Here is a 13,935-nt window from a genome sequence, read left to right as displayed (position 1 = left end):
CGGCCCGGCAGCATGCCGGGCCGTTTTGCTATCGGCATCGATTCGGAGACGGAATGGAGCAGCCGAGCAAGAAAAGGTGCAGTTCTCCTTCTGGTACTGTGGGAGAAGACCGCTCCTGCAAGGGCTAATATGGCGGTGGCTTGGCCAGATATCGCAAAGTCGTTCCGGCAGTCCATGAGATAGGGTTGGGAACAACGAGCGAGAGCATACAGGCGTTCCATCTCGACGTGTTCTGCTCGGAGGCAGCCTGCCGAGTGACGGCAGAAGCCGCTGGACGGAATTAACCCTGTTTCACGTGAATCACCCTCGCACCCAATGCAGCGCATTCCGGCAGCAATGCGGGCTTGAACGAGCCTTGTCGTCGCTAGCTTCCGAACCGGGGATCCATTCCCATGTCCGCTCTGGCATGCTGGCGGCAAGGCCCATGTCCTGCGATGACGGATCAGGCGCCTGTCTCGGTCAATCGAAGGAGTTCCGAGCTGATTCACGTGAAACAAGGCATGCGGTGATTCACGTGAAACAGGGCCGCCTCCGCAGGAAGGCCTGACCTGGCATCATCCGGGTGCCCGCATGGATCCGATAGTCGCGACCAGGCCGTCTGTATCTCCGGCGGGAAGAGAGCAGCGCTGTCCAGAGCAGACGAAAGCCGCGGGGTCGCTGCCGATACTGGCGTTGCGAGCCGCATGGCCTTCAGGCAAGTCGTCGAGGCTTTCGGCTCTGAAAACGATTCTGGATGGAAAGGGTTGATCGAGAGCGGCGCGATATAGCTGTTCGGCTGCTGCTCCCTTGCCGATCACGATAATCTCCAGGCCGTGAAGCCTCAGGTCGAGGGCATTGAGCAGGGAAGCATGTCCGAAGACATTGCCGGCCATCGCGGGGGAGAGTGCTGTCAGCAACGCGTCTGCACGCTGAAGCCAGCGCTCGTCGCCGGTCAGGGCGGCAAGGCGGACGAGATTATCCGCCATGATGCCGTTGGCATTGGGAACGGCATCATCGAGCGTGGAGCGTGGGCGGGTGATCAAGGCGGCGGCGTCCTCAGCCGTGAGGAAATAGCCGCCGCCCTCGGCATCGGCGTAATCGCGCTCGATCGCCTCGGCCCAGCCGATGGCTTGGTCGAGATAGTTCTCGCCCGCATTGGCTTCGTGCAGGGCGAGCGCGGCACGGATCATCGCCGCGAGATCGGTGGCCAGGCCGGGCTTCAACAACCGGCCCGCGCGCCAGGAGTGGCCAAGCCGCGCCCCGTCGGCCATGGATTCGGCAACGAAATGAAAGGCTGCTTGGGCGAGATCGCGCCAATCCGGCTTGCCAAATACGCTGGAGGCGCGGGCAAGCGCGGCAATGGCGAGGCCGTTCCAGTCGGCCAAGACCTTGTCGTCCCGAGCTGGGGCAACACGCTTGGCTCGCTCGGCGATCAGCCTGGGTCTGAGATCCTGCCAGCCGATCTCGATAGCCGATTCGAGGTCGTTCCTGCCGAGACGGTTGGGAATGGATTGACCTTCCCAATTGCCCCCGTCGGCGATATCGAAGCTGTGGGCCACGAATTCGGCATCATCCACACCGAGGATCTCGACGAGTTCATGCGGCCTCCAGACATAGAAACGGCCCTCATGCCCCTCCGAATCGGCATCGAGGGAGGCGGCGAATGCGTGGCCATCTCCCGCCATCATTTCGCGTCGCAGCCATTCGACCACCTCGACGGCCGCCTGCCGATAGAGATCGCGCCTGGTCTCCAGCCAGGCCAGCGCCAGCAATTCGAGCAATTGGGCATTGTCGTAGAGCATCTTCTCGAAATGCGGCACCAGCCACTGTTCATCGACGCTGTAGCGCGCAAAACCGCCTCCGACATGATCGCGGATGCCGCCCTGGCAGATGCGCTCCAGCGTCAGCAGCATCAGCTTGCGGGCTTCGCTGCCCGGTCCACCGCGCCACAGCAATTCGAGATAGGAGGCATTCGGAAATTTCGGCGCTCCCTTGGTGCCGCCATTGACCGGATCGGTGATGCCGGCCAGGGCACGGATCGCCTGGGCGACGCCGTCGGCGCCGAAGGTGCGATCGCCACGCTGGGGAATGCGGTTGAGTGCGCCGAGCAACGCCTGGCGATTGCGGCCGACCCGCTCGAAATCGGTATGGTAGGCCTTGGCGATGGCCTGGAGCACGTCGACGAAGCCGGGGCGGCCATAGCGCGATTCGGGCGGATAGTAAGTACCGCCCCAGAAGGGCTCGCCTCCAGGCGTAAGGAACATGGTGAGCGGCCAGCCGCCCTGCTCGCCGAGAGCGTGAAGTGCGGTCATATAGATCTGGTCGATATCAGGCCGCTCCTCGCGATCCACCTTGATGTTGATGAAAAGCTCGTTCATGACGGCGGCAATGTCGGGATTTTCGAAGCTCTCATGCGCCATGACATGGCACCAATGACAGGCGGCGTAGCCGACGGAGAGCAGGATCGGTTTGTTCTGGGCCCGGGCGAGCGCCAGAGCCTCTTCGCCCCAGGGTTGCCAATGCACGGGATTGTCGGCGTGCTGGATCAGATAGGGGCTGGTTTCATGAGCGAGGTTGTTTTGCAGCGCGGTGGACATGATGGCAGCCTCTCTTTCAAGAAGAGAGTATGGGGTCGCCGGCCGGGAAGTGAAAGCACCTCGGCGTCATCAAGGGCAGGATCTGCCGGAGCGGGTGGAGTGCTCGCGCATGGCTGAGACCATCGTCGCACTCGCCTCGGGTGTCGGCCGTGCCGGCGTTGCCGTGATCCGGCTATCGGGTCCCTCGGTTCGATTCGGACTGGAAACGATTGCCGGGAGCGTGCCGCCGCCGCGCCGCGCCGCCTTGCGGCGTCTGAAGGATCCTGAAGGCGGCGAGGTGCTCGACGAGGCGCTGGTGCTGTTCTTTCCGGGTCCAGCCAGCTTCACAGGCGAAGATGTCGCCGAATTGCAGGTGCATGGCGGTCGCGCCATCATTTCTGGCGTGATCGCCGCTATCGCCGGCCTGCCGGGCTTTCGTCTGGCCGAACGGGGAGAGTTCACCCGACGGGCCGTCGCCAATGGCCGGATGGATTTGACCTCGGCGGAGGGTATCGCCAGCCTGGTCGAGGCGGAGACCGGCAGCCAAAGGCGGCAGGCGCTGCGGCAGGCGGGCGGTGCGCTGGAGCGTGCGGCTACGGCCTGGCGCCAGCGTCTTGCCGGTCTGCTGGCCCTTATGGAAGCCGAGATCGACTTTCCCGACGAGGATGATGTCCCTGCCCTGTTCCAGTCGGTCCGCTCGGGCGCCGAAGTCTTGCTGGCGGAGATCGAAGCGGCCTTGCGAGGCGCACGCAGCGGCGAGCGGTTGCGCGAGGGCGCGGTGATGGTGATTGCGGGCCCGCCCAATGCCGGCAAGTCGACGCTGCTCAATGCCCTGGCCCGGCGCGATGTCGCCATCGTCTCCCCCGTTGCCGGCACCACTCGCGATACGCTGGAGGTGCATCTCGATCTGGGCGGCTATCCGGTAACCCTGATCGACACTGCCGGCTTGCGCGATACAGTGGATGTCGTCGAGGCGATCGGCGTAGAACGGGCGCGGGCAAGCCTGGACCGTGCGGATCTGGTAATCTGGCTGGAGGCCGGCGATGCCCGCGCCGACCCACCCGATCTGCCCGTTCCTCTCCTGCGCGTTTTCACCAAGCAGGACGACGGCCAGGCTGCCTTGCCGCAGACTCTGCCTGTGGGCTTCGAGCTCGGCCTATCGGCTCGCAGCGGTGCCGGCATGCCGGCCTTGCTGGAGCGGCTCGAGCAGGCGGCGAGAACAGCCCTAGAGAGCGGTGAGACAGCCCTGGTGACGCGGGAGCGCCATCGTCGGGAGCTCGAGATCGTGAAGGCCCATCTGGCGACGGTGCAGGCGGCGGATGAGACGACGCTGGTGGAATTCGTCGCCGAGGATTTGCGCCTGGCCGTGAGGGCCATCGGCCGGCTGACCGGCAGGGTCGATATCGACGAGATCTATGATGTGATCTTTCGCGAGTTCTGCATCGGCAAGTGAGCGGAACGAAGCATTGGAAACGCCAGCGTGACTGGCTGGAACCACTCCTCCAGCTCTCGGCCACACGCTGGTTTTGACGCGGAGGCCGCTTCAGCGTAAGAGCTGCAGCCGAAACACGGATATTTTGCGCCATCACCGTGAGCGCAGCCGGACGATGCAGGCGCTGAACCCCTGGAACGTCCGGTGGCGTCCGCCATGACGGATGGGCGTTCGAGGCCGCGAATGGCGGGCGAATGGATTCGATGATGAACCGGCAATTCGATGTGATCGTGGTGGGTGGGGGCCATGCTGGCTGTGAGGCGGCGGCAGCCGCCGCGCGGCTTGGCGCCCGGACGGCTCTCATTACCCATCGGGCCGAGACGATCGGCACCATGTCCTGCAATCCGGCGATCGGTGGGCTCGGCAAGGGACATCTAGTGCGCGAGATAGACGCGCTCGATGGTTTGATGGGGCGGGTCGCCGATCAGGGTGGCATTCAGTTCCGCGTGCTCAACCGTCGCAAGGGCCCCGCCGTGCGCGGACCGCGGGCGCAGGCCGATCGTGCGCTCTATGCCGCTGCCATGCAGACGGCGATTGCCGAGCAGGCCAATCTGACCGTGGTCGAAGCCGAGGTGGACGATATCGAGATCGTGGATGGCGCGGTCCGGGCCGTATCGACCACGAAGGGTGATCGATTCGGATGCGGATCGGTTGTCCTGACCACCGGAACCTTTCTGAGCGGCATCATCCATATCGGCGATACCAGGATTGCGGCCGGCCGCGTCGGTGAAGCCCCTGCCCTCGGTCTTTCCCGAACCCTCGCCCGCATCGGTTTCGAGTTGGGGCGACTGAAGACGGGTACGCCGGCGCGTCTCGACGGCCGAACCATCGACTGGGCCTCGCTCGAGATGCAGCCCGGCGACGAGCCGCCGGAGCCGTTCTCGACACTGACGACGCATCTGCCCAATCCGCAGGTTTCCTGCGGCATCACTCGTACCACGCCACAGACCCACAAGGTCATCCAGGACAATATCCACCGCGCACCGATCTATTCAGGGCAGATCGAGAGCCGGGGTCCGCGCTATTGCCCGTCGATCGAGGACAAGGTAGTGCGCTTCGGCGAGCGGGACGGCCACCAGATCTTCCTGGAACCGGAAGGCCTGAACGACCATACGGTCTATCCCAATGGCATCTCGACCTCCCTGCCTGAGGATGTGCAGCAGGCCATGCTCGCGACCATTCCAGGCCTCGAGAAGGTCCGGATGATCCGGCCCGGCTATGCCATCGAATATGACCATATCGACCCTCGCGAGCTCGATGCCACGCTCGAGGCACGGCGGGTGCGCGGACTGTTCCTGGCCGGCCAGATCAACGGCACCACCGGCTATGAGGAGGCGGGCGCGCAGGGCCTGGTCGCCGGACTCAATGCGGCGCACCGGGCGGGTGGCGCCGAAGGCGTTAGTTTCCGCCGCGACGAATCCTATATCGGCGTGATGATCGATGACCTCGTCACCCGCGGCGTCAGCGAGCCCTATCGCATGTTCACCTCGCGTGCCGAATATCGCCTGACCCTGCGAGCCGACAATGCCGATCGGCGCCTGACCGATCGCGGCCTCGCGCTTGGTCTGGTCGGTGCTGTCAGGGAACGGGCCTGGAAGACCAAGCAGGCGGCCTTCGAAACGGCCCTTGCCTGGAGCCGATCCGTTTCGGTGACGCCCAACCAGGCGGAGGTGGCTGGCATTCATATCAATCGTGACGGCGTCAGGCGCTCCGCTTTCGATCTCCTTGCCTATCCCAATGTGGCTTTCACCGATCTTGCCCGTCTGTGGCCGGAAGCCGCGGGATTCGAGGGTGCCGTGCTCGAGCAGGTCGAGATCGAGGCGAAGTATGCCGTCTATCTGGAGCGGCAGAAGGCGGATGTGGCTGCCTTTCGTCGTGACGAAGATATTGAAATACCTGGTGATTTTGACTTCCAGGCCGTAGTGGGCTTCTCCAATGAGACCCGGCAGAAATTCGCCAGCGTGCGGCCGCGTACCATTGGCCAGGCGAGCCGGATTGATGGCATCACGCCGGCGGCAACCACCCTTCTGCTTGCGGCCCTCCGCAAGCGCAAACAGGCAAGGGCCGCTCTCTGATCGATTCGGACTCGTATCGAATCTTTTCCAGAACCGCGAAACGGTATGCATGTCGCATGACCAACAGCCGCAGGCTAAGCCCAATGCAGGTCTTTCAAGGAAGGAAATGTCTGCTTATTTAGAAGCCGCCAGCACGACGCGGAGATTTTGGTTGGATCACCGGATTGAGCCGATGATGACAAGGCCGAGCAAACCGGCAGACAGCTAAGTGAACCAGATTCAGGCTATGCCGTACGCCCGATAAAAATAGCCTACGCCGGTTCATGAGGCCGGTCGGCCGCAGCATTGGATTACCTCAGGTCTCGCTTGCCACCGCGAGTGGGATCAGCCATGGTCCCGCCATGACACTCGATATTGACCGCCAGGAAGCGCTGCGATCCCTCCCTGTTTCACGTGAAACAGTTGGAGACTTAGACCTGTATGTCGAGCTCCTGCAGCGCTGGCAAAAGATCAAGAACCTGGTGGCTCCGTCCACCCTCTCCCAGGCCTGGACTCGCCATATTGCCGATAGCGCACAATTGCTTCCCCTGCTTGGGGATGCCAGGACGATTGTCGATTTCGGCAGTGGCGCCGGCTTTCCCGGCATGGTCCTGGCGATCGCCAACAAGAGTGTGCCGGGATTTCAGGTGCATCTGGTCGAGTCGAATGGTCGCAAGGCTTCTTTCTTGCGTGAGGTGGCGCGTATAACCGGCGCGCCAGCGACGGTGCATGCGGTTCGGATAGAGGATTTTGTCTCGAACTGGCAAAGTCCGGTGGATCTGATCACGGCCCGCGCCTTGGCGTCGCTGCCCGAATTGCTCGACTACAGTGCGGAGCTGTTGAAAACGGGAGCCCGCGCGCTGTTTCTCAAGGGCCAAGATGTAGGGCAGGAATTGACCCAAGCAACTAAATATTGGAATATCCGAGCAGAATTGATACCGAGCCTTACTGACTCGACCGGGCAGATTGTTTCGATCAAAGCCGCGACAAAGCGCCTGGCGGGTGACATTTAGATGCCGTTTCCACGCTTCGTGCTGCAGGAAAGATAGGTGCCATGACGTTGCCGCGTATTCTCACTATTGCCAATCAAAAGGGTGGGGTCGGCAAGACCACGACGGCCATCAATCTCGGCACCGCGCTTGCCGCGATCGGCGAGGACGTGCTGATCATCGATCTCGATCCCCAGGGCAACGCTTCAACCGGCCTCGGAATCGGCATGAAGCAGCGCGTGCGGACCACCTATGACGTGATGGTGGGGGATTGCGATCTGCGCGCGGCAATCGTCGAGACGGTCGTGCCGCGGCTGCATATTGCGCCGTCCAATATGGATCTGCTCGGTGTCGAACTTGAAATTGCGAGTGAACGGGACCGCGCATTCCGCCTGCGCAAGGCCATCCATGCGCTGACTTCATCGACCGATTTCCCCTGCTCCTATGTCCTGGTGGATTGCCCGCCCTCGCTCAATCTTCTCACCGTGAATGCCATGGCAGCTGCCGATGCCGTGCTGGTGCCCCTGCAATGCGAGTTCTTCGCTCTGGAAGGCTTGTCGCAACTCCTGCGCACGGTGGAGCAGGTGCGTAATTCGCTCAATCCACATCTCAGCATTCATGGTGTGGTGCTGACCATGTATGACGCCCGCAACAATCTTTCCGGGCAGGTCATGGCGGATGTTCGCGATTTCCTGGGCGAGAAGGTCTATCAGACGGTGATCCCGCGCAATGTTCGCGTGTCGGAAGCCCCGTCCTATGGTAAGCCGTCCCTGCTGTATGATCTCAAATGCCCGGGTAGCCAGGCCTATGTTCGTCTCGCCTCCGAAGTGATTCAGCGCGAGAAATTGTTACGTGCTGCGTAAGGATCGACCATGACTTCTGATGACAAGATGCGCCCGAGGCTGGGACGCGGCCTGGCAGCCCTGATCGGGGATGCGGGCGACGAAGGCGCGGCGATCGAACGGGCGCGCGGCCAGCGTCGGGTGCCCACGGGTTTCTTGCGGCCTAACCCGAAGAATCCCCGTCAGAATTTTAGCGAGGAAGAACTCGAGGATCTCGCAAATTCGGTTCGTGAGAAGGGCATCATCCAGCCGATCCTGGTCCGTGCTGTTGCGGGCAGCATGGATGCCTACGAGATCATCGCTGGCGAGCGGCGCTGGCGCGCCGCGCAGCGGGCCGAGCTTCATGATGTACCCGTAACGATCGTCGAAGCCTCCGACAAGGAAGCGCTCGAACTCGCCATCATCGAGAATGTCCAGCGAGCCGACCTCAACGCGATCGAAGAAGCGATCGGCTATGACCGCCTGATCGAGGAATTCTCCTATTCTCAGAACGATCTTGCCAAGGTCATCGGCAAGAGCCGTAGCCATGTGGCGAACACGCTGCGCCTGCTCAAGCTTCCCGATGCGATCAAAGTCAATGTGGTGAGCGGCAAGCTGACGGCTGGGCATGCGCGCGCCCTCCTGTCGGTTTCCGATCCCGAAAGCGTGGCCCGGCTGATCATCGATGAGAATATGTCGGTGCGCGACGCTGAGAGCATCGTACAGGATCAGTCGCAAAGTGCCGGCAAGACCCTGCGGGCGCGCAGCCGCGTCGAGAAGGATCCCGATACGATTGCCCTGGAGCGGACCATCTCCGACGTGCTCGGTCTCAAGGTCGTGCTCGATCATCGCGGCGATGGTGGCGAGCTGAAGATTCGCTACAAATCGCTTGAGCAGCTCGACGATCTCTGCCGCCGCTTGCGTGGCTAGTTTCGCGCCGACAGTGACCTCCTCCTTTCGGAACAGTGCCGCCGTAGCGAGAAAGTTCGGCATCCGTTCGGATCCCTGAATCGGATCGGGGCACCGTCTTCCGATCTTTCCCCGATGGCCGCCGGGCCGATAGCGTGGCCCGGCAGAGTTGGCGGGCAGGATCATTCGGCTCCCACCTGTAGGCGTTGGTTGCCCGAACCGGGATCTTCGACCAGGACCACCCCACGCAAGGCGTGGGGACCCCCTCACCCGAGTATCTTTTCCATGCAGATCACCCTCACCACCTGGAATATCAATTCGGTCCGCCTGCGTATGGGATTGGTGGAGCGGCTCGTGAGGGAGAAGAACCCGGACATTCTGTGTCTGCAGGAAACCAAGGTCGAGGACGGCAAGTTTCCTCTCAACGATGTACGTAAGCTGGGCTTCGAGCACATCGCCTTCAATGGGCAGAAGGGCTATCACGGCGTAGCGATCTTCTCGCGCCTGCCTTTCGAGACGGTCGACAAGCGCGAATTCTGCCAGAAGGGCGACGCCCGCCATATCTCGATCCGGCTCGGGGCAGAAGCCGGCCTGAAGCAGCCGCTCACCGTTCACAATTTCTACGTGCCGGCGGGCGGGGATATTCCCGATCGCGAGCTCAATCCGAAGTTTGGCCACAAGCTCGATTTTCTCGCGGAGATGCATGCCTGGTTTGCCGGCGATTTTCCGCAAGCCAATGGCCGGGCCTTGCTGGTGGGAGACCTCAACATCGCGCCCTTCGAGCATGATGTCTGGAGCCATAAGCAGCTGCTCGATGTCGTCTCGCATACGCCGGTGGAAACCGAGGCGATGAAGGCGATGATTGCCGTCGGAGGCTGGATCGACCTGATGCGCGAATTCACGCCCGAGCCGGCCAAACTCTATACGTGGTGGAGCTATCGCGCTGCCGACTGGATCGCCTCCAACCGCGGCCGGCGGCTCGATCATATCTGGGCGAGCCCGAGCCTGACCGGCACGGCCCGGTCGATCGAGATTCTCAGCGAAGCCCGTGGCTGGGAAAAGCCCTCCGATCACGTGCCCGTCACCGGTGTCTTCGAGATCGACTGACAACATTTGGGCGAAACGCCCTGGCGCGCAGGAGCGGGCGAGGACGCCCGCTCTTACCGGGAAAACCCGTTTCGATGGCTCGCCATCCTGGACCGTAGTGCTTGCAGGTTGGTCTAGGACTCGCTCGCCAAGTCGCTGGCTTGGCCTTTGTCGACGTTTCTTGTCGGGATATGGTTGACGGAAAGCTAAGCCGGCAATTTAATGGCGGCCGGCAGCTGTTAATCGTGGCGGAGAATGTAGCCGAACCCCGAACGAATCACCGACGAATCGGAAAGATCCGAGGCTTTCTCGATGTTTCCACGGTCGATCGGTGTCGATTGAGGCGGGAGGAGGCGATAGGTTCGGAATGCGTCAGCTGGCCATTCTCATCGTAGCTCCGCACGGATCGCGCCGATGAGACCCTACCGGTAAAACAGGCGGCCGGCTTCTCATCGGGTTGAACAAGCCAATCAATAGTTGGCTAAAGACAACCCTGTTCCACCCCTGGCAAGGGATGGAAGTCAATTGCGACGAAATCGGGCTGCACGGGCTTAACCCCCGGCGTCCCGTTTCGGGACAGCCGCATCGGGTTCACTCAGCGTCGCCGCCAAAGCGGGAGGCGGTCAGGGTCAGACGCCCGATCTGGGTACCGATAATGATCTTGAACGGAGCGAGCACATGGGTCTCGCCGATCGGCGCCAGCCATAGCTCGATGTCGCGATTATCGACCATGAACTTGGTCTGAGAGCGCGAAGGCCGGTGTCCGGCAATCGGCACATAGCGTGCCGAGCAGACGATGGCGGGGCCGGCATATCCCTTGCCGCTCACCTGCTCCGTGCGGGCATAGGACAGCCTGATGTCGAAACGCTGCGCCCCGTCGAACACCGGAAGCGAGCGTCGGCAGGCCGAGGCGCCAAGGGTCGCGCTGCCGGTGACGGGTACCAGCACGGCCGAAAGCGGATCGATCACGCCATGCTTGTCGGCATCCGTGAGCGGTACGCGATCCTTGCGCGGCGGCAGGTCGGGCTGCAGCTGCAGGGCGGTGACATTGCCGCCTGCGAGAGCCATCTGCACGGATTGCGGCTTCTTGCCCGCCACCGAGGTGAGGGTATAGGCCGTTGGCCGGACTTGGCTGGAGCCGAGTTTGCCCGATGAGGACGCCGAGCCACGCCCGTCGCTGATCAGCCGGATCAGACCGCCCACCTTGGCGGAGGCGTCGATCTTGTAGGGGCCGCCATCGCTCAGATTGATGGCGATGTTTGCCGTGCCGATGGGAAAGCCGGCAAGGGTGACACCGTAGTTTATCGCTGTCTTGGCGCTGGCAGCAGCTGCCAGGGAAGGCGCCAGGCCGGTAGCGATGAAAAGGCTGGCGCCGAGCGCCGATCGAAAGAAATGCGAAATCGTCACGCCGGTCTCCGGGGGCCGCTTACGGCATCGAATCCGAATTCGGGTTCGGGCCCGACGCCATAGGTTATTGTCGTCGCGTCATTCTCGCCGAAAAAGGCGTCCGCTTTTCGGCAGGAGGCTCTGGTCGGCGAGTCCATCATGCGCATAGAGTCTCTCAGGCACATTCTAACAAGGTAAACGTTACGTAAAGCTTGCCGATGCCGGTACTGTCGGAGCTATCTTGGCGTCTCCAGGCTGAATGGCCGATGAATCAGACGTGGCGCAATTGTGTCACGGGGAGCGCGGTCATCCGGGCCGCCTCTTTCCCGCAGTCCTGCCGGTTCCAGAATGCGCACATCGCGCCATGCAACCATGCCGCCGAGGCGTGCGCGCTTTTGTGAAACGCCGGCTGGCGCCGCCTACAGAGCCGTCGCCGTCAGTTCCCGGCCTTGCCGGCCGTCGATCCGCACACGCAGGAAGCTGCCCGGGGCCGCCGGCTTGTCGGGCCGCACGGCCGCGAATTGCGCGGTGCGGCCGATGCCGCCGCGCTCCATCAGGATCTCGCGGGTCTCGCCGGTTTCGCTGGCAAGAAAGCGTGCCATCGCCCGGTCGCCGGCCTCCCGCAGGCGGGCGGCGCGCCGCTTAACCTCCGCGCCGTCGACGGGGGGCATGCGCGCCGCAGGCGTGCCGGGCCGCGGCGAGAAGGGAAAGGCATGCAGATAGGTGATGCCGCACTCCTCGATTAGATCGAGCGAGCGGTTGAACATCGTCTCGTCCTCGGTGGGGAAACCGGCGATCAAATCGGCCCCGAACACGATGTCGGGCCGGAGGCGCCGGGCCTCGGCGCAGAAGCGGACCGCATCCTGGCGCAGATGGCGGCGCTTCATGCGCTTGAGAATGAGGTCGTCGCCGGCCTGCAGCGACAGGTGCAGATGCGGCATCAGCCTGTCATCCTCGGCCAGGGCCCGCATCAGATCGGCGTCGGCTTCGATCGAATCGATGGAAGACAGGCGCAGGCGCGGCAGCTCCGGCACCTCGCGCAGAATGCCCCGTACCAGGGTGCCCAAGGGCAGGGGATCGACCAGGTCGGGGCCATAGCTGGTGAGGTCGACCCCGGTCAGCACGATCTCCTTGTAGCCGGCCTCGACCAGCCGGCGGATCTGCGCGATCACCGTCTGCGGGGGCAGGGAACGCGAATTGCCACGGCCAAAGGGAATGATGCAGAAGGTGCAACGGTGGTCGCAGCCGTTCTGGATCTGCACGAAGCCGCGTGCCCGGCCCTCGAAACGCTCGATCTCGGGCAAGGCGATGTCTTTGGCCGCCATGATGTCAGAGGTCACGAGCTTGCCCGAAGTCTCGCTCAGCGAGGCCCAGGTGCGGGCTTTCAGCTTCTCTGCATTGCCGACCACGAAATCGACTTCCGGCATGGCGGTGAAGCGGTCTGCATCCGTCTGCGCCGCACAGCCGGTGACGGCGATCCGCCGCTCCGGATTGTCGCGCTTGAGCCGGCGGATGGCCTGTCTGGCCTGGCGCGCCGCCTCGGCCGTCACCGCGCAGGAATTGACCACGGTCAAATCGTTACGCGAGCCGATGACGGTCTTCATCGCCTCGGATTCGTGAATGTTGAGGCGGCAGCCGAAGGTGACGATCTCGGTCATGCCGCGTCGGCGAACCAGGAGGCCGCAAAGCGACCCTCATGCTCGAGTTCCGCCGCGCCGGTCATCAGCACGTGACCATCGGTCTCGCGCCATTCGATCCGGAGGTCTCCGCCCGGCAGGCTGATGCGCGTCTCGCGCCCGGTGAGGCCAAGCCGCGCCGCAGCCACGCCGGTGGCGCAGGCGGCCGAACCGCAGGCGCGGGTGAGGCCGGCGCCGCGCTCCCACACGCGCAGTGCGATATGGCTGCTATCGCGAACCTGGGCGATTGAGACATTCACCCGCTCGGGAAACAGGGGATCGTGCTCGATGGCCGGGCCGATGGCCGCGAGGTCGATCTCGGCGGGGTCCCGGTCGATCCAGAACACCGCATGGGGATTGCCCATGCTCACCACGCTCGGCGATTGCAGGACGACAGCCCCGGCCGGGCCATAGGCATAGTCGATCGCCCTGGTATCGCCGGCGTCCCGGGCCAGGGGAATCGCCTGCCAGTCCAGGGCGGGCGGGCCCATATCGACGGTGAAATTGTCGACGGTGAAATCCGCACCGGCGCGCCGGGCCTCGACCAGGCTGGTCGGCGTCTGCAGCACCAGGCGGTCCTTGCCGAGCACCGGCATCAGATACCAGGATACGCAGCGCGTGCCGTTGCCGCAGGCGCCGGACTGGGAACCGTCACCGTTGAAGATGCGCATGAAGGCGTCTGTTCCCGCCTGCTGCGGCGGATAGAGCACCATCAGCTGATCGAACGGCTCATGTGCCGCGATGGCCCGGGCTTCCGCCGGCGTGACGACATGCGACCCGTCGGTGAGATCGAGCACGACGATCTCGTTGCCGATGCCGTTCATCTTCAGATAGGGGCGGTTGGCGAGGCCAGACATGGTGCTTCCGAGTGATTGAAGGCCCTTGATATAGGGCAAAAGCCCCTGCGAACCAATGGGGTGCCGCTCAGCCGGTGGCATGCCCGAGCTCGAGACGCAGGATCGGCCGC

The 13,935-nt window shown here is 63.3% G+C and carries 10 protein-coding genes; 6 read left to right on the top strand and 4 right to left on the bottom strand.

The window, feature by feature from the left end; genetic code table 11:
- Positions 1 to 554: 554 nt before the first annotated feature.
- A complete protein-coding gene (locus U1R88_RS18530) occupies positions 555 to 2,576 on the bottom strand; it encodes a thioredoxin domain-containing protein (RefSeq protein WP_322432568.1) in 2,022 nt (673 codons plus the stop codon).
- Between the two features lie 109 nt (positions 2,577 to 2,685).
- On the opposite strand from U1R88_RS18530, the gene mnmE reads away from it, so the two are divergent.
- From mnmE to xth, 6 genes are all read left to right on the top strand, one after another.
- A complete protein-coding gene (mnmE, locus tag U1R88_RS18525) occupies positions 2,686 to 4,008 on the top strand; it encodes a tRNA uridine-5-carboxymethylaminomethyl(34) synthesis GTPase MnmE (RefSeq protein WP_322432567.1) in 1,323 nt (440 codons plus the stop codon).
- A gap of 245 nt (positions 4,009 to 4,253) precedes the next feature.
- Entirely contained in the window at positions 4,254 to 6,122 is a 1,869-nt protein-coding gene (gene mnmG / locus U1R88_RS18520) for a tRNA uridine-5-carboxymethylaminomethyl(34) synthesis enzyme MnmG (protein WP_322432607.1), read from the top strand.
- Between the two features lie 341 nt (positions 6,123 to 6,463).
- Complete coding sequence (gene rsmG, locus U1R88_RS18515) at positions 6,464 to 7,114, top strand: 16S rRNA (guanine(527)-N(7))-methyltransferase RsmG (RefSeq protein ID WP_322432566.1); 651 nt, start codon at positions 6,464 to 6,466, stop codon at positions 7,112 to 7,114.
- A gap of 41 nt (positions 7,115 to 7,155) precedes the next feature.
- The gene (locus tag U1R88_RS18510) at positions 7,156 to 7,953 is read left to right on the top strand and encodes a ParA family protein (protein WP_322432565.1); all 798 of its coding nucleotides are present in this window, start codon (positions 7,156 to 7,158) and stop codon (positions 7,951 to 7,953) included.
- Between the two features lie 9 nt (positions 7,954 to 7,962).
- Positions 7,963 to 8,841, top strand: a complete 879-nt coding sequence (locus U1R88_RS18505; protein ID WP_322432564.1) for a ParB/RepB/Spo0J family partition protein — start codon at positions 7,963 to 7,965, stop codon at positions 8,839 to 8,841.
- 264 nt (positions 8,842 to 9,105) lie between these two features.
- Positions 9,106 to 9,927 carry an exodeoxyribonuclease III gene (gene xth, locus U1R88_RS18500; protein ID WP_068283418.1) on the top strand — a complete coding sequence of 274 codons (822 nt, stop codon included), beginning with the start codon at positions 9,106 to 9,108 and terminating at the stop codon, positions 9,925 to 9,927.
- Positions 9,928 to 10,497: 570 nt separating this feature from the next.
- On the opposite strand, the gene U1R88_RS18495 is transcribed toward xth, so the two are convergent.
- The 3 genes from U1R88_RS18495 to dapF form a co-directional block, all read right to left on the bottom strand.
- Positions 10,498 to 11,313, bottom strand: coding sequence for a DUF3108 domain-containing protein (locus tag U1R88_RS18495; RefSeq protein ID WP_322432563.1), 816 nt, complete (start codon positions 11,311 to 11,313; stop codon positions 10,498 to 10,500).
- Positions 11,314 to 11,711: 398 nt separating this feature from the next.
- Complete coding sequence (gene mtaB, locus U1R88_RS18490) at positions 11,712 to 12,950, bottom strand: tRNA (N(6)-L-threonylcarbamoyladenosine(37)-C(2))-methylthiotransferase MtaB (protein WP_322432562.1); 1,239 nt, start codon at positions 12,948 to 12,950, stop codon at positions 11,712 to 11,714.
- Positions 12,947 to 13,825 (bottom strand): diaminopimelate epimerase, encoded by an 879-nt coding sequence (gene dapF / locus U1R88_RS18485; protein ID WP_322432561.1) that lies wholly within the window; start codon positions 13,823 to 13,825, stop codon positions 12,947 to 12,949. The genes mtaB and dapF overlap by 4 nt, the downstream gene beginning before the upstream one ends.
- Positions 13,826 to 13,935 lie beyond the last annotated feature (110 nt).

Source organism: Labrys sedimenti (assembly GCF_034424805.1).
Lineage (GTDB): Bacteria > Pseudomonadota > Alphaproteobacteria > Rhizobiales > Labraceae > Labrys > Labrys sedimenti.
Note: the sequence above shows the minus strand (reverse complement) of the source record. Positions and strands in the feature narration are given on the sequence as shown.

Bases quoted from the DNA above. Each gene is read 5' to 3' on its own strand.
- U1R88_RS18530 (WP_322432568.1), bottom strand. From the start codon at position 2,576: ATGTCCACCGCGCTGCAAAACAACCTCGCTCATGAAACCAGCCCCTAT.
- mnmE (WP_322432567.1), top strand. From the start codon at position 2,686: ATGGCTGAGACCATCGTCGCACTCGCCTCGGGTGTCGGCCGTGCCGGC.
- mnmG (WP_322432607.1), top strand. From the start codon at position 4,254: ATGAACCGGCAATTCGATGTGATCGTGGTGGGTGGGGGCCATGCTGGC.
- rsmG (WP_322432566.1), top strand. From the start codon at position 6,464: ATGACACTCGATATTGACCGCCAGGAAGCGCTGCGATCCCTCCCTGTT.
- U1R88_RS18510 (WP_322432565.1), top strand. From the start codon at position 7,156: ATGACGTTGCCGCGTATTCTCACTATTGCCAATCAAAAGGGTGGGGTC.
- U1R88_RS18505 (WP_322432564.1), top strand. From the start codon at position 7,963: ATGACTTCTGATGACAAGATGCGCCCGAGGCTGGGACGCGGCCTGGCA.
- xth (WP_068283418.1), top strand. From the start codon at position 9,106: ATGCAGATCACCCTCACCACCTGGAATATCAATTCGGTCCGCCTGCGT.
- mtaB (WP_322432562.1), bottom strand. From the start codon at position 12,950: ATGACCGAGATCGTCACCTTCGGCTGCCGCCTCAACATTCACGAATCC.
- dapF (WP_322432561.1), bottom strand. From the start codon at position 13,825: ATGTCTGGCCTCGCCAACCGCCCCTATCTGAAGATGAACGGCATCGGC.